Origin of the sequence: Pseudomonas sp. IPO3774, assembly GCF_013386835.1 — a bacterium.
Lineage (GTDB): Bacteria > Pseudomonadota > Gammaproteobacteria > Pseudomonadales > Pseudomonadaceae > Aquipseudomonas.
This window is the reverse complement of sequence record NZ_JACAQY010000003.1, coordinates 56,307-78,942: the sequence shown is the minus strand read 5'-3', so window position 1 is coordinate 78,942 and position 22,636 is coordinate 56,307. Positions and strand designations below refer to the sequence as shown.

Below are 22,636 nucleotides of genomic sequence, written 5' to 3'. Positions count from 1 at the left end.
GGAGCATTGCGATGAGTACTGAAGACAAACGCATCCGCGAATTGGCACATCAGATCTGGGAATCTGAAGGTAAACCCCATGGCGAGGACGCACGACACTGGGAAATGGCGCGCAAACTGGCGGAAGCCGAAGCGCTGACGCCATCCAAGGCACCGAAGGCCGCCGCCAAGGCCAAGCCAAAAGCCAAGCCCGCAGCGGCAGCGCCCAAACCGGCAGCCAAGCCAAGCGCAGTGCCGGCGGCGAAGAAGCCTGCTGCGAAGAAACCCAAGGCACCCTGACCCAAAGATCCTCCTGCAGGTGCGCCCGCACCGCAGGAGGCTATCCAACTACCGATATCCACCCGGCATCACGCCGGAATGGCCCCGTTCGGCCCGGAAAAACCCTTTTGCAGGAGCATCTCAATGAGCAAACCCAACAAGCCCAACTCGACGCCGGAAAACGAGCCGTCGCGGATTCGTGAAGGTTTGCCCTTCCCTCTCGGCGCGACCTGGGACGGTCTGGGGGTCAACTTTGCGCTGTTCTCGGCCAACGCCACCAAAGTCGAACTGTGCATTTTCGACGACAGCGGCGAAGTCGAGCTGGAGCGCATCGAACTGCCGGAATACACCGACGAGACCTTCCACGGCTACCTGCCCGACGCCCACCCCGGGCTGATCTACGGCTACCGCGTGTACGGTCCCTATGACCCGGCCAACGGTCATCGCTTCAATCACAACAAATTGCTGATCGACCCCTACGCCAAACAGCTGGTGGGCGAACTCAAATGGTCCGAGGCCCTGTTTGGCTACACCATTGGCCATCCGGACGCCGACCTCAGTTTCGACGAGCGCGACAGCGCGCCCTTCGTGCCCAAGTGCAAAGTCATCGACCCGGCCCACACCTGGGGCAACGACCAGCCAGTGCGCACGCCGTGGGATCGCACGATCATTTATGAAACCCACCTGCGCGGCATCACCATGCGCCACCCTTCGGTGCCTGAGGAAGTGCGCGGCACCTGCGCCGGGCTGATGGTCGACGATGTGCTCAAGCACATTCGCCAGTTGGGTGTCTCATCGGTCGAGTTGCTGCCGGTGCACGCCTTCGTCAACGACCAGCACCTGCTGCAAAAAGGCATGACCAACTACTGGGGCTACAACAGCATCGCCTTCTTCGCCCCGGACCCGCGCTACCTGGCCAGCGGCAAGATCGCCGAGTTCAAGGAAATGGTCGCGCACCTGCACGAAGCCAAGCTGGAAGTGATCCTGGACGTGGTCTACAACCACACCGCCGAAGGCAACGAGCAAGGCCCGACGCTGTCCATGCGCGGCATCGACAACGCCTCGTACTACCGCCTGATGCCCGATGACAAGCGCTTCTACATCAACGATTCCGGCACCGGCAACACCCTCGACCTGAGCCACCCGTGCGTGCTGCAAATGGTCACCGACTCGTTGCGCTACTGGGCGACCGAGATGCATGTCGACGGCTTCCGCTTCGACCTGGCAACCATCCTTGGCCGCTACCGCGACGGTTTCGACGAGCGCCACAGCTTCCTCGTGGCCTGCCGCCAGGACCCGGTGCTGCGCCAGGTGAAAATGATTGCCGAGCCGTGGGACTGTGGCCCCGGCGGCTATCAGGTCGGCGGTTTCCCGCCGGGCTGGGTGGAATGGAACGACCGTTTCCGCGACACCGTGCGCTCGTTCTGGAAAGGTGACGACGGCCAACTGGCCGACTTCGCCGGACGCATGACCGCCTCGGGCGAGATGTTCAACCAGCGCGGCCGCCGGCCGTACAGCTCGGTGAACTTCATCACCGCCCACGACGGTTTCACCCTGCACGACCTGGTGTCCTACAACGACAAACACAACGAAGCCAACGACGAGAACAACCAGGACGGCAGCAACAACAACCTGTCGTGGAACCACGGTGTCGAAGGCCCTACCGACGACCCGGAAATCAACGCGCTGCGCCTGCGCCAGATGCGCAATTTCTTCGCCACCCTGCTGCTGGCCCAGGGCACGCCAATGCTGGTAGCCGGTGACGAGTTCGCCCGGACCCAGCACGGCAACAACAACGCCTACTGCCAGGACAGCGAGATCGGCTGGATCAATTGGGAACTGGATGAAGACGGCAAGGCCCTGCTCAAGTTCGTCAAGCGCCTGATCAAGTTGCGCCTGGCGTACCCGATCCTGCGTCGCGGGCGCTTCCTGGTGGGCGACTACAACGAAGATATCGGGGTCAAGGACGTCACCTGGCTCGCGCCGAGCGGCGATGAAATGACCATCGAGCAATGGCAGGACAGCCATGGCCGTTGCCTGGGCATGCTGATGGATGGCCGCGCCCAGGAAACCGGGATTCGCCGCCCGGGGGCCGATGCCACGTTGTTGCTGGTGGTCAATGCCCACCACGACATGGTCAATTTCCGCCTGCCACCGGTGCCGGATGGCGGCTTCTGGACCTGCATGCTCGACACCAACCAGCCGGCAGTGCGTGGCCAGGAACGCTTCGATTTCGATCACGAATACGCGGTCACCGGGCGTTCGCTGCTGCTGTTTGAACTGCAGCATGAGGACGAGGTGTGACATGGCCTTGCATGAGTTTCTTCGCGGCTACCGGGATTACCCGGACACCCAGGCCCTTGGCGCTGCGCTGAGGGCTTTGGTGGAGGAAGGCCTGGACCAGTTGCCCTTGCCGGGCAGCGGGCAAACGTTGGAACGCTTCAGCCGGCTGGCGCAAGTCGCCGGCCATGACCTGCGGTTGTGCAAATTGTTTGAAGGCCACACGGACGCCCTGGCGATCATCGCTGAACTCGACAGCCCCTTGCCGCCGGTTGGCAGCACGTGGGGCATGTGGGCGGCCGAACCGCCCACCGCCAAGGTGCGGATCCGGCGTGACGGCCAACGTGTGCGGCTGGAGGGCCGTAAGGCCTGGTGCTCGGGCGCGGCGGTGGTCAGCCACGGCTTGCTCACGGCGTGGGATGAAGAGGATCGCCAGCAACTGGTTGCAGTGCAAATGCACCAGCCCGGCGTAACCGTCACCGATGAGGGCTGGGCCGCCGTGGGCATGGCCGCTACGGGCAGCGTTGAAGTGCTTTTCCACGACGCCGTTGGCCTGGCCATCGGCAAGCCTGGGGACTATTTGGCGCGCCCGGGCTTCTGGCAAGGCGGCATCGGCATCGCCGCCTGCTGGTACGGCGCGGCACAACGCTTGGCGGAGGCCTTGCGCGAGCAGTGCGCAAAACGCCCGGAGCCCCACGCCCTGGCGCACCTTGGCAGCGTCGACAGTGCCTTGCACAGCGCGGCCTGTGTGCTGCGCGACAGCGCCACCCATATCGACCGGCAGCCCAAGGCAGATGCCCGGCTGCTGGCACAACAGGCACGGGCCTGTATCGAAGAAACCGTCGACCAGGTGATTCACCATGTCGGCCGAGCACTGGGCGCCGGGCCGTATTGCAAGGACCCGCATTTTGCCCAGTTGATGGCCGACTTGCCGGTGTACCTGCGGCAAAGTCATGCCGAGCGCGACCTGGCCGCCCTTGGTCAACAAGTCGCCGATGAGCGCCCAGGGAGATGGGAACTATGAAGATCAATCCAATCGTCGGCCAGGGCACGCCCTTGCATGTGTGGCAAAGCTCGTCGCGACTGGCCGAGCTGCCTTGCGTAGACATTGCCGAACTGGTGCCTGAAGGCAGCCGCGCCGTGATCATCGCGCCACATCCGGATGACGAAGTCCTTGGCTGCGGCGGCCTGCTGCAAGGCCTTGCCGCGCTGGATCGCCCTATCCTGCTGATCTCCGTCACCGACGGCAGCGCCAGTCATCCCGGCTCGCGCCGCTGGCCGGTGGAACGCCTGAGCGTGGTGCGGCCGCAAGAGTCGGCGCAGGCCCTGCACCGGCTGGGATTGCCGTTGCACAGCCTGAAATGGTTGCGGGCCGGGTTCAGCGACAGCCAGGTCGCCGCAGGTGAAGAAGACCTGAGCCGCTTCATCGAGCGTTACCTCAAGCCCGGCGACGTGGTCTTCACCACCTGGCGCGAAGACGGTCATTGCGACCACGAGGCCGTGGGCCGTGCCAGTGCCAAGGCGACCCGGGCGGTGGGCGCAACCTTGCTCGAGCTGCCCGTGTGGACCTGGCATTGGGCAACCCCGGAAGACAGCCAGGTGCCCTGGGATCGCGCTCGTAAAATCCCCCTGACACCTGAAGCCGTGGCCCGTAAACGGCACGCCATCCATGCCTTCGCCAGCCAGTTGGAAGGCGACCCGCAGATCGGCCTGCCACCGGTGCTCGCGCCCTATGTGCTGGAGCGCCTGCTGCAACCTTTTGAAGTGGTGTTCGTATGAGTGTCGCCACGCCCTATTTCGACGAGCTGTTTGCCGGCAACGACGATCCTTGGGCCTTTCGGCAACGCTGGTATGAACAGCGCAAGCGGGCCCTGACCCTGGCGCTGCTGACCCGGCCGCGCTATGCCTCGATCTTTGAACCCGGCTGCGCCAATGGCGAACTGAGCTTCGAGCTGGCCCCGCGCTGTGACCGCCTGCTCTGCTGTGACACGGCACAAGCGGCGGTCAGCCTCGCACAGGCGCGGCTGCGCGGCTTCACCCACGCCACCGTGCAGCAGAGCCGCCTGCCACAGCAATGGCCCAGCGAAACCTTCGAGCTGATCGTGCTCAGCGAGCTTTGCTACTACCTGGACCCGAAGGATTTCGATGGGCTGATCGATCGCGCCCTCGCCTCCCTGACGCCTGACGGACAAATCCTCGCCTGCCACTGGCGCCCGGTCATCGAAGGCTGCCCGCAGACCGCCGAACAGGTGCATGCGCGCCTCGGTCAGCGCCTGGGCATGGCACATCTGGTGCAGCATCACGAAAGCGATTTTCTACTGGATTTGTGGAGCCGCGACGGCACCACGGTTGCGACCCTGGAGGGACTGCGATGATCGGCATCCTGATACCCGTGCATAACGAAGAAAAACTGCTGCCCGAATGCCTGAAAGCTGCGATGGTCGCCGCCAGTCATCCGGGCCTGCTGGGTGAAGAGGTGCAGATTCTGACAGTGCTCGACAGCTGCAGCGACCGCAGCGCCATGATCGCCCGCGAATACCAGGTGCACAGCCTGGAAGTGCAGGCGCGAAACGTGGGCCACGTGCGCGGCGTGGGTGCGCGGCACCTGCTTAACAACGGCGCGCGGTGGATTTCCTGCACCGACGCCGACAGCCGCGTCGCTCCCGATTGGCTGGTGGCGCAACTGGCCCTGGGCGTGGATGCGGTGTGCGGCACGGTGACGGTGGACGCCTGGAGCGAGGGCTTCGACCCGGCGGCGCAGATCCGCTATCACCAGGCCTACACCGCCCGGGACGGGCATCGGCATATCCACGGCGCCAACCTGGGCGTCAGTGCCGGCGCCTACGTGCGGGCCGGCGGTTTCGAGCCCCTGCCCTGCCATGAAGACGTGGAGCTGGTGCGCCAACTGGAGCGCTGCGGGGCTTCCATTGCCTGGAGCCACTCGCCCCAGGTGATTACCAGTGCCCGCCTGGATTGTCGCGCCCAGGGCGGCTTCGGTGATTACCTGAAGAGCCTGATGCAGGCCTCCTGAAAAAATTGCGACACCCGGCGGTGTTAAAGCGGCGATTCATAACTATCATCACTATTCCTTGCACGGCAATCCAGGGTTGGAACGCCGTCGCGCCGCGAGCGTGCAGTACCTGACGCTCGCGTACCACAAGAGCCGTCCCGTCAACGGGGTACGGCCTGCACCACCGATAAACAAGGACGTGACACCCATGAAGCCTGCACTGTTAAGTGACAACCGCCGGGGCCCCGCGCAAATCTGGAACAGCGCCCCGCAACTCGCGCAAATCCCTGCCATCAACCCCGCAACCCTGGTGCCCAAGGGCGCCCGCGTGGTGATCATCGCCCCGCATCCCGGCGACGAAGTGATCGCCTGCGGCGGTCTGCTGCAATTGCTCAGCACCCTTGAATACTCCCTGCAACTGATCTCCATTACCGACGGCAGCGCCAGCCATCCGGGGTCTACCGTGTGGCCGGCCAAACGCTTGAGCGTGGTGCGGCCCCAGGAAAGTGTCGAAGCCCTGCGCCGCCTGGGCGTGCCCCTGCACAGCCTGAAATGGATCCGCGGCGGTTTCGCCGACAACGCCCTGGCCGCGCGGGAACAGCAAATGAGCCAGTTCATTGCGCGCTACCTGCAACCCGGCGACGTGGTGTTCACCACCTGGCGCAACGACGGCAATGACGACCACGACGCCGTCGGCCGTGCCGCTGCCAAAGCCTGCGCAGTCAAGGGCGTGCGCTTGCACGAACTGCCGATCTGGGCGTGGCACTGGCCGCTTCGGGAAACCGCCGCCATCCCCTGGCAGCGCGCGCGCAAGGTGCGGCTCGACACCTGGAGCGTCGCCCGCAAGCTGCACGCCGCCCACGCCTATGCCAGCCAACTGGCAGGCGACCCGGAAATCGGCCTGGCGCCGATCCTGGCACAGGTGCTGCTGGAGCGCATGCGCGAGCCCTATGAGATTGTATTTTTGTAGGCGCACCCACTCGTCTATACCTGTAACTTCTGACAGTAGCGAACGCTCTTTCTGTGTGGCTAGCTTGGAACACCGGCTTGCAGGGAGGGCGAATCATGAGCACGCGGTTTTCATCAGTGACGTATCTGAGCGTCTGCAGCGTGACGACGCTGTTGCTCAATTGGCCCCTCCCCGCGCACGCCGCCTGTACGCTGGTCATAACCGCAGGCAACGACACCACCCTGTGCAGCGATGGCAGTGCTGGCGCGCTGACGGATTTACAAGGAAGCAACATCCTTGAGTTCCCCGTCGGCGGCACCGGCATCATCGTCGGCAACGTGACTTATGGCGCGGGAGATGATCGGGTCACGATGGATTCCGGCGCGATCAACGGTGCGATCAATCAAGGTGACGGAAGAAATATTTTCCAGCTGTTCAATGGCAATATCTCCGGCACGGTGACGCAAGGCGCGGGCGGTGATATTGCGCAAATCAGCGGCGGCAGCTCCGGTGCAATCTCCCAGGGTGACGGGGTAGACCAGTACTTCCAGAGCGGTGGCACCGTCGCCTCACTGGCTCAGGGCGACGGCCGTGACGAGTTCACCATGAGCAGCGGCAGGATTGTCGGCGCCTTTGAAGATGGAGATGTAGCGCTGATGACCGGTGGCAGCATCGGACGGGTCGACATGAAGCTCGACAACAACCTGTTTGACCTGCGGGGTGGAGCGATCATCGGCAACCTCGTTACTGGCTTCGGAAACGACACCATCCTGGTGTCCGGAGGAACGGTTGGTGGCAACATCAGCGTCAGCGGCGGCGACGACATCATCAACGTCAGCGGAGGGGAAATAAGTGGGCAGATCCTCGCCAGCTTTGGCAACGATGAGTTCACTTGGGAAAGCGGCGGTCTGATCCATAAGGAAATCCTCATGGGTGATGGCGCTGACAGGGGTTTCCTGCTCAACCTGACCGAAACCACCCTGGCCTCCACACCACTTCTGGATGGTGGTTTGGGTAACGACACCCTGACCTTCGACAACACCCGATCCGCCACGCCAACCCGCTATGTCAACTGGGAAACCGTCAACCTGGACAACAATTCGCGCCTGACCCTGGGCGGCGACTTCAAGCTCGGTGACAGCGCTACGGCCACCGGTACCCTGAATATTTTTGGCAGCGCCGCCCTGCAGGTAACACAGGGCAGCATCAGCCCCTTCACGGCCGGGCAACCAGCCAACCTGAACAACGGCGGCCTGATCGACATGACCACCGGCAGTTCCAGCGCCACCGACAGCCTGACCGTCAACGGCAACTACACCGGCAATGGTGGCGAACTGGCGCTGCAATCGGTACTCGGCGCCGACGGCTCGGCCAGTGACAAGCTGGTAGTCAGCCAGGGCACGCTGCAAGGCGGCACTACCATCACCGTCACCAACCTTGCCGGCCCCGGCGCCATGACGCTGCAGAACGGCATCCAGGTGGTTGAGGCGCTTAACGGTGCCACGAACAGCGACCTGGCGTTTACCCTGCGCGGTGGATCCGTTTCCGCAGGCGCCTATGAGTACTACCTGTTCAAAGGAGGCGTAACGCCGGGCACCGGGCAAAACTGGTTCCTGCGGTCCTCGGTGGTGGCGCCGCCGCTGCCCAACCCTGAGGATCCTGACGACCCAGTGGGCATTCTCCCCCCCGTCCCCGCCGACGGCACGCCGGACCTCCCGGGGATTTTCCCGGGAGAAGAACCCATACCCATCTATCGCCCGGAAGTCCCGGTGTATGCCGTGTTGTTTCCCGCCGTGCAGCAGATGGTCCAGGGCATGCTGGGCACCTACCACGAACGCACGGGCGATCAAAGCCTGCAACGTCAACCTGGCGCTTTAGCGGCCGGTTGGGGCCGGGTGTATGGCAGCAGCACGCGGCAATCATTCGCCGGCACCGTCAGCCCGTCGCTGGACAGCTCCCTGTCCGGTTTCCAGGTTGGCACTGACCTGTATGCCTGGACCAACGACGCTGGCCTGACCCAACGCTTCGGCTTCTTTGTCGGCCACAGCCGCCTGACCGGCAATGTGGCGGGTTTCAATGGCGGTTTTCAGGGCAAGGACGCCGGCAACACCACCCTGCGCGGTGACAGCCTGGGCGCGTATTGGACGCTAATCGGCGCCAACCGCGCCTATATCGATGTCGTGCTGATGGGCACGCGGTTCGATGGCCACAGTGAATCCGACCGGGGCGTCAAACTCCCAACCAAGGGCCACAACGTGCTGGGGTCTGTGGAGGTGGGAATGCCGTTTGCGGTGTCGGAACAGTGGGAGGTTGAGCCGCAGGCCCAGGTGATTGTCGATAGAAGCTATGTGGACAGCCAGAACGACGGAATCTCGGATGTCTCATTCCGCGCCGACACTAACGTCGTCACTCGTCTCGGTGTCCGCCTCAAGGGCAGCTACAGCGTGAGCGGCATGCCCCTGCTGCCTTATGTGCGTACCAACGTGTGGCACGCCAGCGCCGGGAATAACACCGTCACGTTCAATGACAGTACGAACATCCATACCGAACAGAAATCCACCACGCTGGACGTCAGCGCCGGGGCAACGATGCAGGTATCGAGCACGGTCAGTGTGTATGGCGAGGTGGGGTACAACAGCAATCTGGACAGTAATCAGCTGAATGGGCGCAAAGGCACGATTGGCATAAGGGTCGACTTCTAAGCCACAACACATCCCCACTGTGGGAGCGGGCTTGCTCGCGAATGCAGTGTGTCAGCCAAAAAATCTGGCACTGGTACTGCGCATTCGCGAGCAAGCCCGCTCCCACATGGGGTCTTCATCGGCTGGAAGTCAGGCGTCCGGTCGCAGGATCAGCACGCCCAATGGCGGCAGGTTCAACGACAGCGACAACGGCTGCCCATGCCTGGGCTCCTCCTCCGTAAACGCCCCGCCACCGTTGCCGAAGTTGGAACCGGCATAGGTGTCGGCATCGCTGTTGATCACCTCGCTCCAGCGCCCGGCAAACGGCACGCCGACCTTGTAGGCCTCACGCGGCACCGGCGTGAAGTTGGCCACCACCAGCACCGGCCTGCCATCCTTGCTCCAGCGCAACCAGGCGTAGACGCTGTTGATCGCGTCATCCCCAATCAACCACTGGAAGCCCTGTGGTGCGTCGTCCTGGTCATGCAGCGCCGGCTCTTCGCGGTACAGACGGTTGAGGTCGCCCACCAGTTTCTGCACGCCCCGGTGTTCGGGGTATTGCAGCAGGTACCAGTCCAGTTGCTGATCGTGGTTCCACTCGCGCCATTGGCCGAACTCGCAGCCCATGAACAGCAGCTTCTTGCCCGGGTGCATCCACATGAAGCTCAGGTACGCCCGCAGGTTGGCAAATTTCTGCCAGCGGTCGCCGGGCATCTTGTCGATCAACGAGTGTTTGCCGTGCACCACTTCATCGTGGGAAATCGGCAGGATAAAACGCTCGGACCAGGCATACACCAGGCCGAAACTCAGCTCGTTGTGGTGATGGGCACGGTACACCGGGTCCTGCTGGATGTAGTGCAGCGAATCGTGCATCCAGCCCATGTTCCACTTGTAGTTGAAGCCCAGGCCGCCCTGTTGGGTCGGCTGGCTTACGCCCGGCCATGCGGTGGACTCCTCGGCGATCACCAGCGCGCCGGGAGCCTCAAGGGCAACGACATCGTTGAGGTGGCGCAGGAAGTCGATGGCCTCAAGGTTTTCCCGCCCGCCGTGGCGGTTGGGTACCCATTCACCGGCCTTGCGCGAATAGTCGCGGTACAGCATCGAGGCCACCGCATCCACCCGCAGGCCATCGATATGGAAATGCTTGAGCCAGTGCAACGCCGACGCCAGCATGAAGCCGTGGACTTCGGTGCGGCCGAGGTTGTAGATCAGGGTGTCCCAATCCTGGTGGAAGCCTTCCAGCGGGTTGGCGTATTCGTACAGCGCGGTGCCGTCGAATTGCGCCAGGCCGTGGGTGTCGGTGGGGAAATGCGCCGGCACCCAATCCAGGATCACGCCGATGTCGGCCTGATGGCAGGCGTTGACGAAAAACGCGAAATCCTCCGGCGAGCCGAAACGTGCCGTCGGGGCAAATTGTGACAGCGCCTGATAACCCCATGAGCCGCCGAACGGGTGCTCCATGATCGGCATCAGTTCGATATGGGTGAAGCCCAACTGCTGTACATAAGGGATCAACCGCTCGGTCAGCTCGCGCCAACTGTACTGGCGGGACACCTCGCCGACTTCATCCAGCTCGCACTGCCAGGAACCGGCATGCAACTCGTAGATCGACAAGGGTGCGCTAGGCTTTTGTCGCTCGCTGCGCGATTGCATCCAGTCGTGGTCCTGCCAGTCGACCTGCAGCGGCGAAGCGACCTTGGACGCAGTATCCGGCGGCAACTGCGTGGCCAGGGCCATGGGGTCGGCCTTGAGCGGCAGAATGCCGTGGGCACCGAGGATTTCATACTTGTAGGCCGCGCCGGGTTGCAGGCGCGGGATGAAAATCTCCCACACACCGGACGGATGGCGCAGGCGCATCGGATGACGGCGCCCGTCCCAGATATTGAAGTCGCCCACCACCGAGACCCGGCGGGCATTCGGTGCCCATACCGCAAAACGCACGCCCTGGACGCCGTCGACGCTGGTCACTTGTGCCCCGAGGCAACTGCTCAGGTCGCGGTGATTGCCTTCGGCAAACAGATACACGTCCATCTCCCCCAGCAGCAGTTGCTGGAAGCTGTAAGGGTCTTCGGTGATCTGTTCGCCACCGGCCCACTGGATCTTCAGCAAGTACGCCTGACGGCTGCCGAAATGCCCGACAAACAAGCCCGGCACCTGGGTCGCATCGAGGCTGCCGATGTGCTCGCCGCTGTCGCGGGCCAGGACCTGGACACTCAGTGCTTCCGGCAGGAAGGCGCGAATGAACTGGCCGCCCTGCTCGTCGTCATGGGGACCCAGGATCGAGAATGGATCATGGTGCTCGGCCCGCACCAGGGCTTCGATATCAGCAGGCTTGGGCATCACACTCAACTTTTCCTGCAGCGGTTCTTTGCTTGTAAAACTCATGACGTCTCCCCACCGCGTGCAGTTTTCGATATTGGTTTCAACCCGCTGAGCAGCCCGTGCAAACCTTGCAACGGCACCGGCAACCAGCTCGGGCGATTCTCTGCTTCGTAGGCCACTTCGTACGCGGCCTTCTCCAGGCTGAACAACGCCAGCGCTGCGTCCTGGCCTTTGGCATCCTGCCAGTCATGGGCCAGTGTAGTCGTGGCAGCGTGATAGGCCTGGATAAATGCCTGCCTGGCCTCATGCAAGTAGCGATCCGCCACACGTTGCCGGGACGCATTGGCCTCGGGCGACTGGTCGACGCCCTGCACATTCACCGCCATGGCCGCCGCGTAATCAAACGAGCGCAGCACCCCGCTCACATCCTTGTACGGGCTGTGTTTGCCGCGACGCTCAGGCAGCGGCCGCGCCGGTTCGCCCTCGAAGTCGATGAGGTAGGCATCACCCTTGACCACCAGTACCTGGCCCAGGTGCAGGTCGCCGTGCACGCGAATGCGCAACCCGCCCACCGTGGCTTTCGCCAGGTCCTGAACGTGACTGGCGATGGCCTTTTTCTGCTCCAGTAAAGCACTGACCAACGCCTGATCGGCAGGGTTCAACTTGGTTTGATGCTGTTTGAGCAACTGCAAGGCGTGGTCGATTTGTGCGCCCACGTGCCTGGCCCAGCCCTGGCTGTCCTTGAGGGTTGTGACCTCGGGCTTGAACGCCTTGTTAGTGGTGGGCGCCGCCAGCACCAGGTGCATCTCGCCCAGGCGATGGCCGAGCAAGCCGGCGAAATCCGCCAGCTCGCCAAGGGCGTTGTAGTGCTGTTCCTGCTCGGACATGGCTTCGGCCAGTTCGTCGCGAATCGCTCGCTCCAGGTTATTCTGGGTCCAGCCCCAAGCGTCGCCCTGGTTGCTCAGGTAACCCTGGGCGATCATCAGCAGGTTGTCCTGGCCATCGGCGTCGTGGCGGATCACCGAGCCCAACAGCGGCGAGATATGCTCGTAGCCGGCCTCGGTCAGGTAGGCGCCCATTTCCAGCTCGGGGTGAACCCCGGCGCTGACTTTACGGATCAGCTTGAGCACCAGGCTGCCGCCCACCACCACGGAACTGTTGGACTGCTCCGCCGCGAGGTAGCGCACTTCCGACTCGTCGTTCAATTCCAGCTTGGCCAACTGCGCCGTGGGCTCGAAGCGAATCTCGCCATCGGTGGAGTCGAGGACGGTTTTGGCCTGCAGGCCTTGGATCACGCCGCGGATATAAGTGTCGAGGCTGAAGGCATCGGTCACCAAACCTACCTGACGCACTCGCCGTACACGGGCAAGCGCAAGTTGTTGCGGCAAGGCGCTGGTGAACTGGTCTTCGCCAAGGAAGCCGAACGGCAGCTGATAGCGGCTGACCTGGCCGGCGCTGGTGACTTCGATTTCACTGAGCAGCACCGGATGCTGCGGGTCGCCGAAGCGCACGCCATAAGCGATGTGCACGCTGTCGATTGCCGTATCCTTGCTGGCAAACCAGCGGCGCTTGGGCAGCCACGCCGGCAACGCATTCTGTTCCAGGGTGGTGCGGCACGGTGCTTCGAGCAATTCTTCCATGCGTTTCTTCAGCACCAGGGTGGTGAAGTCCGGGATGCTTTGTGCCGGTTCCACGTGCCAGCTTGGCATCTGGTTTTCCGCCGCCAGCACGAACCAGTAGAAGCCATACGGCGCCAGGGTCAGCAGGAAATTCAGCTGGCCAATGGGCGGGAAGGCATTGCCACCGAGCATCTCCACCGGAACCATGCCGGCAAACGCCGAGAGGTCCAGTTCTGCGGCCTGGGCACTGCGGGACACGTTGGCGACGCACAGGATGATTTCATTCTTGCCATCGGCGCCTGCGTATTCGCGGGTATACGCCAGGATGCGGCGGTTGCTGGGCGAGAGCATTTTCAGGCTGCCGCGACCGAACGCCTTGGACTGTTTACGCACCGCGAGCATGCGCCGCGTCCAGTTCAGCAACGAGTGCGGGTCCTGGGTCTGGGTTTCGACGTTGACCGACTGGTAGCCGTATTGCGGGTCCATGATCGGCGGCAATACCAGGCTGGCCGGGTCGGCGCGGGAGAAGCCGCCGTTGCGGTCGATGGACCATTGCATCGGCGTACGCACGCCGTCGCGGTCACCGAGGTAGATGTTGTCGCCCATGCCGATTTCATCGCCGTAATACAGGGTCGGCGTGCCCGGCATCGACAACAGCAGGCTGTTGAGCAGCTCGATGCGCCGGCGGTCGCGTTCCATCAGCGGCGCCAGGCGGCGGCGAATCCCCAGGTTGATACGTGCACGGCGGTCGGCAGCGTAATAGTTCCAGAGGTAGTCGCGCTCTTTGTCGGTGACCATTTCCAGGGTCAGTTCATCGTGGTTGCGCAGGAAGATTGCCCATTGGCAATTGGCCGGGATCTCCGGGGTCTGGCGCAGGATGTCGGTGATCGGGAAACGGTCTTCCTGGGCCAGCGCCATGTACATGCGCGGCATCAGCGGGAAGTGGAACGCCATATGGCACTCATCGCCGTCGTCGCCCTTTTTGTCCCCGAAGTACAACTGGGTGTCTTCCGGCCATTGGTTGGCTTCGGCCAGGAGCATGCGGTCGGGGTAGTTGGCGTCGATCTCGGCGCGGATCTGCTTGAGCACGTCGTGGGTTTCGGGGAGGTTTTCGTTGTTGGTGCCGTCGCGCTCGATCAGGTATGGAATCGCGTCCAGGCGCAGGCCGTCGATGCCCATGTCGAGCCAGTAGCGCATCACCGACAGGACGGCTTTCATGACCTGCGGGTTATCGAAGTTGAGGTCCGGCTGGTGGGAGTAAAAGCGGTGCCAGAAGTACTGGCCGGCGACCGGGTCCCAGGTCCAGTTGGACTTTTCGGTGTCGAGGAAAATGATCCGGGTGCCGTCGTATTTCTGGTCGTCATCGGACCATACATAGAAATCCCGCGCCGCCGAGCCGGGCTTGGCCTTGCGGGCGCGCTGGAACCAGGGGTGCTGGTCGGAGGTGTGGTTGATCACCAGCTCGGTGATCACCCGCAGCCCGCGTTTATGGGCTTCGGCGATAAAGCGCTTGGCATCGGCCATGGTCCCGTAGTCGCTGTGCACGCCGCGGTATTCGGCGATGTCGTAGCCATCGTCACGGCGTGGCGAGGGGTAGAACGGTAGTAGCCAGATGGTGTTCACACCAAGGTCGGCGATGTAGTCGAGCTTGGCGATCAGCCCGGGAAAATCACCGATGCCGTCGTTGTTGGAGTCGAAATAGGATTTGACGTGAACCTGATAAATCACCGCGTCTTTGTACCAGAGCGGATCTTTGATAAAGGTGGCAGCCTTGGGTTTCTTCGCCATTGGAAACTCCTGGAAAATTCGTGAGGGCCGCTGATCGTTCCCACGCTCTGCGTGGGAATGCCTGTTGCGACGCTCCGCGTCACGCTTGGGGGACGCAGAGCGTCCGGGGCTGCATTCCCACGCGGAGCGTGGGAACGATCTCAACTTACGGTAATGCGCCAGATGCCGAATGGCTGATGCCACGGTTCGATGCGCATCCACTGGGTCTTGCCGTACCAGGTCCAGCGGTGGCCGGTCATCAGGTCTTCGCCCTGGGTCTGGGCATCGTCCGGCAAGCCCAGCTCCCACAGCGGCAACTCGAAATTGGCCTCCTGGGCGTTGAACGGGTCGAGACTCACGGCCACCAGGATAAAGTTGCTGCCATCCTCGCTGCGTTTGCCGAAGTACAGGATGTTGTCGTTCCACGCGTTGTAGAGTTTGAGCCCCAGGTGCGTCTGCAAGGCCGGGTTCTGCCGGCGGATGCGGTTGAGCTGGGCGATCTCGGCAATGATGTTGCCCGGCGCCGTGAAGTCTCGCGGGCGGATCTCGTACTTCTCCGAGTCCAGGTACTCTTCCTTGCCCGGCACCGGGGCCGCTTCGCACAGTTCAAAACCCGAGTACATGCCCCACAGGCCTGAGCCCATGGTGGCCAACGCGGCGCGGATCAAGAAGCCGGCGCGGCCGGATTCATGCAGGAAGCCGGGGTTGATGTCCGGGGTGTTGACGAAGAAGTTCGGCCGGAAGCACTCGCGCCACGGCGACTCGTTCAGTTCGCTCAGGTACTCGCTCAACTCGGCCTTGGTGTTGCGCCAGGTGAAGTAGGTGTAGCTCTGGGAGTAACCAACCTTGCCCAGGCGCGCCATCATCGCCGGGGTGGTGAAGGCTTCGGCGAGAAAGATCACTTCGGGGTATTTAGAACGCACATCACTGATCAGCCATTGCCAGAACGGCAGCGGCTTGGTGTGGGGGTTGTCGACCCGAAAGGTCTTCACGCCCTCTTCCACCCAACCGACCACGATGTCGCGCAACTCGACCCACAGGCTGGGAATCGCGTCGGCCGCATAGAAGTCGACGTTGACGATGTCCTGGTATTTCTTCGGCGGGTTCTCGGCGTATTTGATCGTGCCGTCGGGCCGCCAGTTGAACCAGCCCGGATGCTGTTTGAGCCACGGGTGGTCCTGGGAGCACTGGATGGCAAAATCCAGGGCGATTTCCAGGCCATGGTCGGCGGCGGCCTTGACCAGGTTGCGGAAATCTTCACGGGTGCCCAACTGCGAATGGATCGCCTCGTGGCCGCCCTCTTCGCTGCCGATGGCATACGGGCTGCCCGGGTCGTCCGGCCCGGCGGTCAGGGAATTGTTCTTGCCCTTGCGGTGGCTGCGACCGATCGGATGGATCGGCGGGAAGTACAGCACGTCAAAGCCCATGTCGTGGATCATCGACAGCCGTGAGTGCACATCGTTGAATGTGCCATGGCGCGCGGGATCGTCGGTGATCGAGCGGGGAAACAACTCGTACCAGCTGGCAAATTGCGCAGCCTCGCGCTCTACATCAATCGGATACACCGGGCTGATGCTCAAATAGGCGCGGTGATCGGCCTGGGTCATCAGGTGTGCACTGTCTTCGTGCAGGAACAATGCGACCTGCTCGGTTTCCAGCAAACCGGAGAGTTCGTGGTGCAGCAACATCAAGCGGTCACGCAGCTCATTGTCACTGCGCTCGGCGGCTTGCAGGACCTGGCTGCGGCCTTCCTGCAACTCCAGGCTGACCGGCACCCCGGCCTCGTGTTTCTTGCTCAGTTCGTAGCGAAAGCTGGCAAACGTGTCGATCCAGGCTTCGATGCAATACTCATGCGGGCCCTGGGCGGTCACGGTGAATGCGCCTTCCCAGCCGTTGTTGCCGACATCGGTCATCACCACGCTGTGCCAGCTTTCTTCACTGCGCGGGCGCCAGCGGATCATCACCGCAAGCTTGTCGTGGCCATCAGCGAACACCTTGCTGGCAACCTGCACGCGCTGGCCAACCACAGCCTTGACCGCGAACTCGCCGCCATCGATCACCGGGGTCGTGCTTTCAATCGCGATCCTTGGCAGCAACAGTGCCTGGGACAGCGGTAATGTGGAGGTTGAATCGTCTTGAGTCAGTGTTTCAGCAGTCATCGAGCATCTCCCCTTAACGCCCAGTGGACGCTCTTGTGCTTGATTCAAATTCTGAAACGACGCCACTCTCCCTGAGCAGGGCCGTCTAGGTTCCGAGCATGCCGACGAGTGAAAAGTTCAGGCGGATATCCCGCCATCGGGCGGGGAATCAAATCCACCACGCGATTGTCCACCGATAGAGCAAAGCACAAAGGAGGCCATACCGATGAATATCCCTATTCCGGCTGAAACGCCTGATCCCAATATAGATAAGCCCACATTACCGCCGACCGAACCCGACCCGGTTCCCGAGCAGGAACCGCCAGGCACACAGCCACCACCGGTGGAGGAACCACCGACGACCATGCCGCCGGTGATTGTCTGAAGAGACCGATCACAGGAAGTAAAAAGCGGAAGCTTCAGGCTTCCGCGTTTACTTGAATCTATAAGCTGCAACTTCATTCACAAAAAATTATAAAGAACTGTCAAAACCGACAGTATCAGCCGAGACGAACGCCGCCCATGATCTAAGTGTGCGACGCGCGAACAACAGAACAATAAAACCTCTCGGAGATACCTCATGAAAAGAACAGCCGCCTACCTGCTGCTTTCCCTTTGCACCTTGACCGCCTGCACCACCGAACCCTCCGGCCCGCTCGATACGGAAATCGCAAGCAAATTAAACAACCGCTACCAGGACACCGCTGCTCAGTGTGCCGATGGCCTGGCCCTGTATCACTGCAATGGGGTGCTTATTCGCGTCACTGACAGCCTCATAGCATCGCCCGGCGAGCTTGAGCGCAATGCCGCCGCATTCTCTTACCTGCGAGCCGACCTGGGTATCAGGAAGCTGTTTGCACGGGACGCTGGCGTAATAATGTCGGCATTGCCCTCCACCGCAGCGGGCCCAATCAGCGTGCGCTGCTCTTTTCCCACCAATGGTGCGACAGGTGACCGCCCGGATGGATGCGGCGAAACTTCCAGGGAGCTGCCAGGCTACCAGCGTGAATGGAGCCGGCACTGCGATGAGCAAGGCGTGGTGGATGGCCCCACCTGGCTGGCCCACTTCAACAAAGTCAAACCGGCTTATTTTTTTATGTGTGCGTTTCGTGGATCGGCGCAGCAGTTTTCTCTAAGCATCACTGTCAGAAAACTGATGCCGGCAAACTATATTGAAGATTGGAATGAAGTCGTCACCTCAGCCTGGACAGTGTCCGAGATTGATAAAGTCCCCTTCCAGGCTTTCTTCTATAACGCTGCCAACTTGCCAGGAAGAGATGCGGCCAAGAAACTTCAGCGCGAGTATTACGGCTATACGCAGCGCCTGCTTCCGGTGGTTCGTGTTGACTTGCTCGCTCAAGACCAACGCATATTCGCGTATCACAAAGAAGATCAAATCACCATTCCGGTACAGTGATCAGTCCAGCAGGAGCGTGAAGTTGCACACGCCTCGATATCACGCTGTCAGCCCATTCACGCGCGACCTGATGAAAAATACGGCGACTAATTCTTTTCCAATAGCCTGACGATTCTTGGCATCACACTGAACACCGCCAAAGCCAACAACGTGCTGAGTACCGCCGTGGATTCCCGCCCCATTCCCGCCGCCACCCCAATGGCGGCGGTCATCCACAAGCCGGCGGCGGTGGTCAGCCCTTTGACGTGCTGACCCTCCTCGTCTTCCTTGCCCTTTAGGATGGTGCCGGCGCCAAGAAAGCCGATACCCGCGATCACGCCCTGCAGCACACGGCTCATGGCGTCTGCCTGGGAGCCGGACATGCTCGGCACCAACACGAACAGCGCGGCGCCGAGGGCCACGAGCATGTGGGTGCGTACCCCGGCGGCCTTGCCTTTCTGTTCGCGCTCGTAACCCAGGATCCCGCCCAATATCGCCGCAATCAGCAGCCGAACGGTGATTTGCGTGAGTTGCCGGGCATCGCCGATATCGGCAAATTCCGCTTGCAGGGTTACCCAGACTTCATGCCACCAGGCGTCCATGGACGTTTCCTTGTTGGGGGTCGATAGAACATGGACAGCATCGACCGTCAGTCAGTTGCGCAGAACCATTGCCTGCGCATCCCACCCTAATCAGTAATAGTCCACAAAAAGGAGATCGATATGCCCGTACGTATCGAAGGTCAGCAATGTTTCTTCACCGTCGATGTGGACGGCCACGAGAAACAACTGGAAGCCACCCATGTCACGGTCGAAACCGACAGCGAGAAATCCATGTCGTTCGTGAAGCTGAACGGTGACCGCACCTATATTACCGAAGCCGAAGCCGACGCATTGACCGTAGCGGGTGCCAAAGACGGCCGTAAGCACTTGAAAGCTACCGACGGTGATTCGGTGATTTGATTGACCTGGATCAGCCCCGCCTCAAAAGCGCTGCACCCCGCGCACCACCGGGTGCAGCACATTGTCGCAGGCATGCACGGGCGGCCCATCTGATCCGCTTTTTATCGCGATACCTGAGTCTGTTATGCAAACAGAGCGCCGGTCATAGTTCATCTGCCTGATGGAGGCTGATGAGCGAAAGACCATGAGCGATAGAATCCCCGTCCGAACCGTAGAAGTGTTTGAGCCTGCACATCCAAAGAAGATGAAGGCCAAATCCAGCGACAACCTGATTCACACCCGCAGTTTTACCGGCCTGTTCCGTACCTTGCGCGTGGCAGGCGCAGGCTTTCTGTTCCTGGCATTTTTCGGCACCGTGTGGCTGAACTGGGGCGGACGGCAGGCGGTGTTATGGGACCTGGCTGAAAGCAAATTCCACATCTTCGGTGCCACGTTCTGGCCCCAGGATTTCATCCTACTGTCGGCGCTGTTGATCATCTGCGCGTTCGGCCTGTTCGCCATTACCGTATTCGCAGGGCGTGTGTGGTGTGGCTATACCTGCCCGCAAAGCTCGTTTACCTGGTTGTTCATGTGGTGCGAAAAGGTCACTGAAGGCGAGCGAAACCAACGCATCAAGCTGCAAGCTGCGCCCTGGAGCCTGGACAAGCTGGCGCGGCGCTCGGCCAAGCACGCGCTGTGGCTGGGGATCAGCGTGCTGACCGGGCTGACATTTGTCGGCTACTTCACGCCGATCCGGCCGCTGGCCGAGGAGCTGCTGACCTGGCAGATGGGCGGCGTAAGCCTGTTCTGGGTGCTGTTCTTTACCGGCGCCACCTACATCAACGCCGGCTGGCTGCGTGAAGCGGTGTGCATGCACATGTGCCCGTATGCGCGGTTCCAGAGTGTGATGTTCGACAAGGACACCCTGACCATTTCCTACGACGTAGCCCGCGGCGAGAACCGTGGCCCGCGCAAACGAGACGTGCAACCGGCGGACGTCGGCCTGGGTGATTGCATCGACTGCCAGCTGTGCGTGCAGGTATGCCCCACCGGCATCGACATCCGTGACGGCCTGCAAATGGAATGCATCGGCTGCGCCGCGTGTATCGATGCCTGTGATTCGATCATGGATAAAATGGGCTATGCCCGTGGCCTGGTCAGCTACACCTCGGAGCATCAGTTGCAGGGTGGCAAGACCCATCTGCTCAGGCCACGCCTGATCGGCTACAGTGCCGTGCTACTGGTGATGATCGGCGCGCTGGTGGTGGCGCTGGTGGAACGCCCGATGGTGTCGCTGGACGTGACCAAGGACCGGGGGATGTTTCGCGAGAACAGTGACGGCTTCATCGAGAACATCTACAGCCTCAAGGTCATCAACAAGACCCAGCAGCGCCAGGATTACCGCCTGGAGCTGATGGACGGCGACGGCTTCCAGCTGCAGGGCAAGACCGAGATCAGCCTGGCACCAGGTGAGATTACCGATGTGCCGGTGTCGGTGGCGATGACCGCAGAGAAGCCCGCCAGCAGTTCGCAGACGATCCGCTTCAAGGTCTCGGACGTGGATGAGCCGTGGATTTACAGCGCGGCGGACAGCCGGTTTGTGGCGCCATTGAATCGCTGAGCCCAAGCTTTCAGCAACACTGGAGATCAAAATGTGGGAGCGGGCTTGCTCGCGAAAGCGGTGTGCCAGTCAATGGATACATCAACTGAAAGATTGCTTTCGCGAGCAAGCCCGCTCCCACCGTTTGATCTGTGTTCAATCAGCAAAATCTGTTCAAAGCACTGAGCCCCAATGAAACGCTACGAAAAATTCGCCGACGACATCGCAGAACTGATCCGCTCCGGCGTGCTCGGGCCCGGCCAGCGCGTGCCTTCGGTGCGTTATGCCAGCCAGACCTACGGTGTCAGCCCGTCCACGGTGTTCCAGGCGTACTACCTGCTGGAGCGACGCGGGCTGATCCGCGCCCGCCCGCGCTCCGGGTACTTCGTCAACACCCATGCGCCCAGCCCGTTTTCCGAGCCGGTGGTGAGTGCCCATGTGCACGAGTCCACCGAGGTGGACGTCAGCGAATTGGTGTTCTCGGTGCTCGATTCCATCAAGGACCCGCAAACCGTGCCCTTCGGCTCGGCCTTCCCCAGCCCGACGCTGTTCCCGCTGCAACGCCTGGCCCGTTCCCTGGCCAGCGCCAGCCGGGAAATGGACCCGCGCATGGTGGTCACCGACATGTCGCCGGGCAACCCGCAACTGCGCCGGCAAATTGCCTTGCGCTACATGGTGGGCGGGCTGATGTTGCCCATGGAAGAACTGTTGATCACCAACGGCGCCCTTGAAGCACTGAACCTGTGCCTGCAAGCCGTGACCGAGCCGGGCGACCTGGTGGCCATCGAAGCACCGGCGTTCTACGCCAGCCTGCAAATCCTCGAGCGCCTGAAACTCAAGGCGGTGGAAATCCCCGTACACCCACGCGATGGCATCGACCTCAAGGTGCTGGCGCAAAGCCTGGAGCGCTACCCGATCAAGGCCTGCTGGTGCATGACCAGTTTCCAGAACCCGATGGGCGCAACCATGCCCGAGGCCCGGAAACAGGAACTGGTGGAGTTACTGCGCAGCCACCAGGTGCCGCTGATCGAAGACGACGTGTACGCCGAGTTGTACTACGGTCAACAGGCGCCCAAACCGGCGAAGGCGTTCGACACAGAAGGCCTGGTGATGCATTGCGGCTCGTTCGCCAAGAGCCTGGCTCCGGGCTACCGCATCGGCTGGGTCGCCGCCGGACGTTATGCGCAGAAGATCGAGCGGCTGAAGTTGATGACGTCGCTGTGTGCCTCGATGCCCGCCCAGGCGGCGATTGCCGATTACCTGCAACACGGCGGGTACGACCGGCACCTGCGTAAATTGCGTTACGCGCTGGAAGAACAGCAAAGCGCCATGCTCGCCGCCATCGCGCGCTATTTCCCGGCGCAGACACGGGTCAGCCAGCCTGCCGGCGGGTACTTCCTGTGGCTGGAATTGCCGGAGCAGACCGACTCGTTGAAGTTGTTCCAGATGGCGCTGGCCCAGGGCATCAGCATTGCACCGGGGCCGATCTTCTCGCCGACACAGCGCTTCAGGAACTGCATTCGCTTGAACTACGGCAGCCCGTGGGATGAGTCGTGTGAGAAGGCGATGGAGACGCTGGGGAAGATTGTGCGGTCGTTTTAACCTACGGATGGGAACCGTAGCCGGGCTAAGAACCACACAGGAGTGCGCTATTTCTTACGATAGAAAGAGCGCAT

17 protein-coding genes are annotated in these 22,636 nt (G+C 61.9%); 13 read left to right on the top strand and 4 right to left on the bottom strand.

Annotated features, from left to right (window positions below; genetic code table 11):
• Positions 1 to 11 precede the first annotated feature (11 nt).
• The 8 genes from HYE77_RS01415 (at position 12) to HYE77_RS01380 (ending at position 9,198) form a co-directional block, all read left to right on the top strand.
• Entirely contained in the window at positions 12 to 278 is a 267-nt protein-coding gene (locus HYE77_RS01415; RefSeq protein ID WP_003207537.1) for a DUF2934 domain-containing protein, read from the top strand.
• 123 nt (positions 279 to 401) lie between these two features.
• Complete coding sequence (gene glgX / locus HYE77_RS01410) at positions 402 to 2,561, top strand: glycogen debranching protein GlgX (RefSeq protein WP_003207536.1); 2,160 nt, start codon at positions 402 to 404, stop codon at positions 2,559 to 2,561.
• A gap of 1 nt (position 2,562) precedes the next feature.
• Positions 2,563 to 3,561 carry an acyl-CoA dehydrogenase family protein gene (locus tag HYE77_RS01405; RefSeq protein ID WP_102368888.1) on the top strand — a complete coding sequence of 333 codons (999 nt, stop codon included), beginning with the start codon at positions 2,563 to 2,565 and terminating at the stop codon, positions 3,559 to 3,561.
• Positions 3,558 to 4,316: a PIG-L deacetylase family protein gene (locus tag HYE77_RS01400; protein WP_003207531.1), complete on the top strand. Its 759-nt coding sequence runs from the start codon at positions 3,558 to 3,560 to the stop codon at positions 4,314 to 4,316. The genes HYE77_RS01405 and HYE77_RS01400 overlap by 4 nt, the downstream gene beginning before the upstream one ends.
• Positions 4,313 to 4,912 carry an SAM-dependent methyltransferase gene (locus HYE77_RS01395; protein WP_177068298.1) on the top strand — a complete coding sequence of 200 codons (600 nt, stop codon included), beginning with the start codon at positions 4,313 to 4,315 and terminating at the stop codon, positions 4,910 to 4,912. Before HYE77_RS01400 ends, HYE77_RS01395 begins: the two co-directional genes overlap by 4 nt.
• The gene (locus tag HYE77_RS01390) at positions 4,909 to 5,568 is read left to right on the top strand and encodes a glycosyltransferase family 2 protein (RefSeq protein WP_003207526.1); all 660 of its coding nucleotides are present in this window, start codon (positions 4,909 to 4,911) and stop codon (positions 5,566 to 5,568) included. Before HYE77_RS01395 ends, HYE77_RS01390 begins: the two co-directional genes overlap by 4 nt.
• 187 nt (positions 5,569 to 5,755) lie before the next feature.
• Positions 5,756 to 6,517 carry a PIG-L deacetylase family protein gene (locus tag HYE77_RS01385; RefSeq protein WP_087692380.1) on the top strand — a complete coding sequence of 254 codons (762 nt, stop codon included), beginning with the start codon at positions 5,756 to 5,758 and terminating at the stop codon, positions 6,515 to 6,517.
• Positions 6,518 to 6,612: 95 nt separating this feature from the next.
• Positions 6,613 to 9,198 carry an autotransporter outer membrane beta-barrel domain-containing protein gene (locus tag HYE77_RS01380; protein WP_177068297.1) on the top strand — a complete coding sequence of 862 codons (2,586 nt, stop codon included), beginning with the start codon at positions 6,613 to 6,615 and terminating at the stop codon, positions 9,196 to 9,198.
• Between the two features lie 129 nt (positions 9,199 to 9,327).
• Here HYE77_RS01380 and glgB read toward each other — a convergent pair whose 3' ends face one another.
• The 3 genes from glgB to HYE77_RS01365 form a co-directional block, all read right to left on the bottom strand.
• Positions 9,328 to 11,562, bottom strand: a complete 2,235-nt coding sequence (gene glgB / locus HYE77_RS01375; protein WP_177068296.1) for a 1,4-alpha-glucan branching protein GlgB — start codon at positions 11,560 to 11,562, stop codon at positions 9,328 to 9,330.
• Positions 11,559 to 14,906: a maltose alpha-D-glucosyltransferase gene (treS, locus tag HYE77_RS01370; protein WP_177068295.1), complete on the bottom strand. Its 3,348-nt coding sequence runs from the start codon at positions 14,904 to 14,906 to the stop codon at positions 11,559 to 11,561. Before treS ends, glgB begins: the two co-directional genes overlap by 4 nt.
• Positions 14,907 to 15,046: 140 nt before the next feature.
• Positions 15,047 to 17,044 carry an alpha-1,4-glucan--maltose-1-phosphate maltosyltransferase gene (locus HYE77_RS01365; protein WP_102605565.1) on the bottom strand — a complete coding sequence of 666 codons (1,998 nt, stop codon included), beginning with the start codon at positions 17,042 to 17,044 and terminating at the stop codon, positions 15,047 to 15,049.
• Positions 17,045 to 17,249: 205 nt separating this feature from the next.
• Between HYE77_RS01365 and HYE77_RS01360 the strand changes: the two genes are divergently transcribed.
• Together HYE77_RS01360 and HYE77_RS01355 are read left to right on the top strand one after the other, a co-directional pair.
• Complete coding sequence (locus tag HYE77_RS01360; RefSeq protein WP_166742161.1) at positions 17,250 to 17,408, top strand: hypothetical protein; 159 nt, start codon at positions 17,250 to 17,252, stop codon at positions 17,406 to 17,408.
• Positions 17,409 to 17,603: 195 nt separating this feature from the next.
• On the top strand, positions 17,604 to 18,440 hold the full coding sequence (locus HYE77_RS01355; RefSeq protein ID WP_177068294.1) for a hypothetical protein: 837 nt from the start codon (positions 17,604 to 17,606) through the stop codon (positions 18,438 to 18,440).
• 86 nt (positions 18,441 to 18,526) lie between these two features.
• Here HYE77_RS01355 and HYE77_RS01350 read toward each other — a convergent pair whose 3' ends face one another.
• Positions 18,527 to 19,021: an MgtC/SapB family protein gene (locus HYE77_RS01350; RefSeq protein WP_087692384.1), complete on the bottom strand. Its 495-nt coding sequence runs from the start codon at positions 19,019 to 19,021 to the stop codon at positions 18,527 to 18,529.
• A 120-nt stretch (positions 19,022 to 19,141) separates the two neighbouring features.
• Between HYE77_RS01350 and HYE77_RS01345 the strand changes: the two genes are divergently transcribed.
• From HYE77_RS01345 to mapR, 3 genes are all read left to right on the top strand, one after another.
• Positions 19,142 to 19,381, top strand: a complete 240-nt coding sequence (locus HYE77_RS01345; protein WP_003207514.1) for a DUF3203 family protein — start codon at positions 19,142 to 19,144, stop codon at positions 19,379 to 19,381.
• 184 nt (positions 19,382 to 19,565) lie between these two features.
• The gene (ccoG, locus tag HYE77_RS01340; RefSeq protein ID WP_177068293.1) at positions 19,566 to 20,981 is read left to right on the top strand and encodes a cytochrome c oxidase accessory protein CcoG; all 1,416 of its coding nucleotides are present in this window, start codon (positions 19,566 to 19,568) and stop codon (positions 20,979 to 20,981) included.
• Between the two features lie 171 nt (positions 20,982 to 21,152).
• Positions 21,153 to 22,562, top strand: a complete 1,410-nt coding sequence (gene mapR / locus HYE77_RS01335; RefSeq protein WP_003207510.1) for a GntR family transcriptional regulator MpaR — start codon at positions 21,153 to 21,155, stop codon at positions 22,560 to 22,562.
• The last annotated feature ends 74 nt before the right edge of the window (positions 22,563 to 22,636 follow it).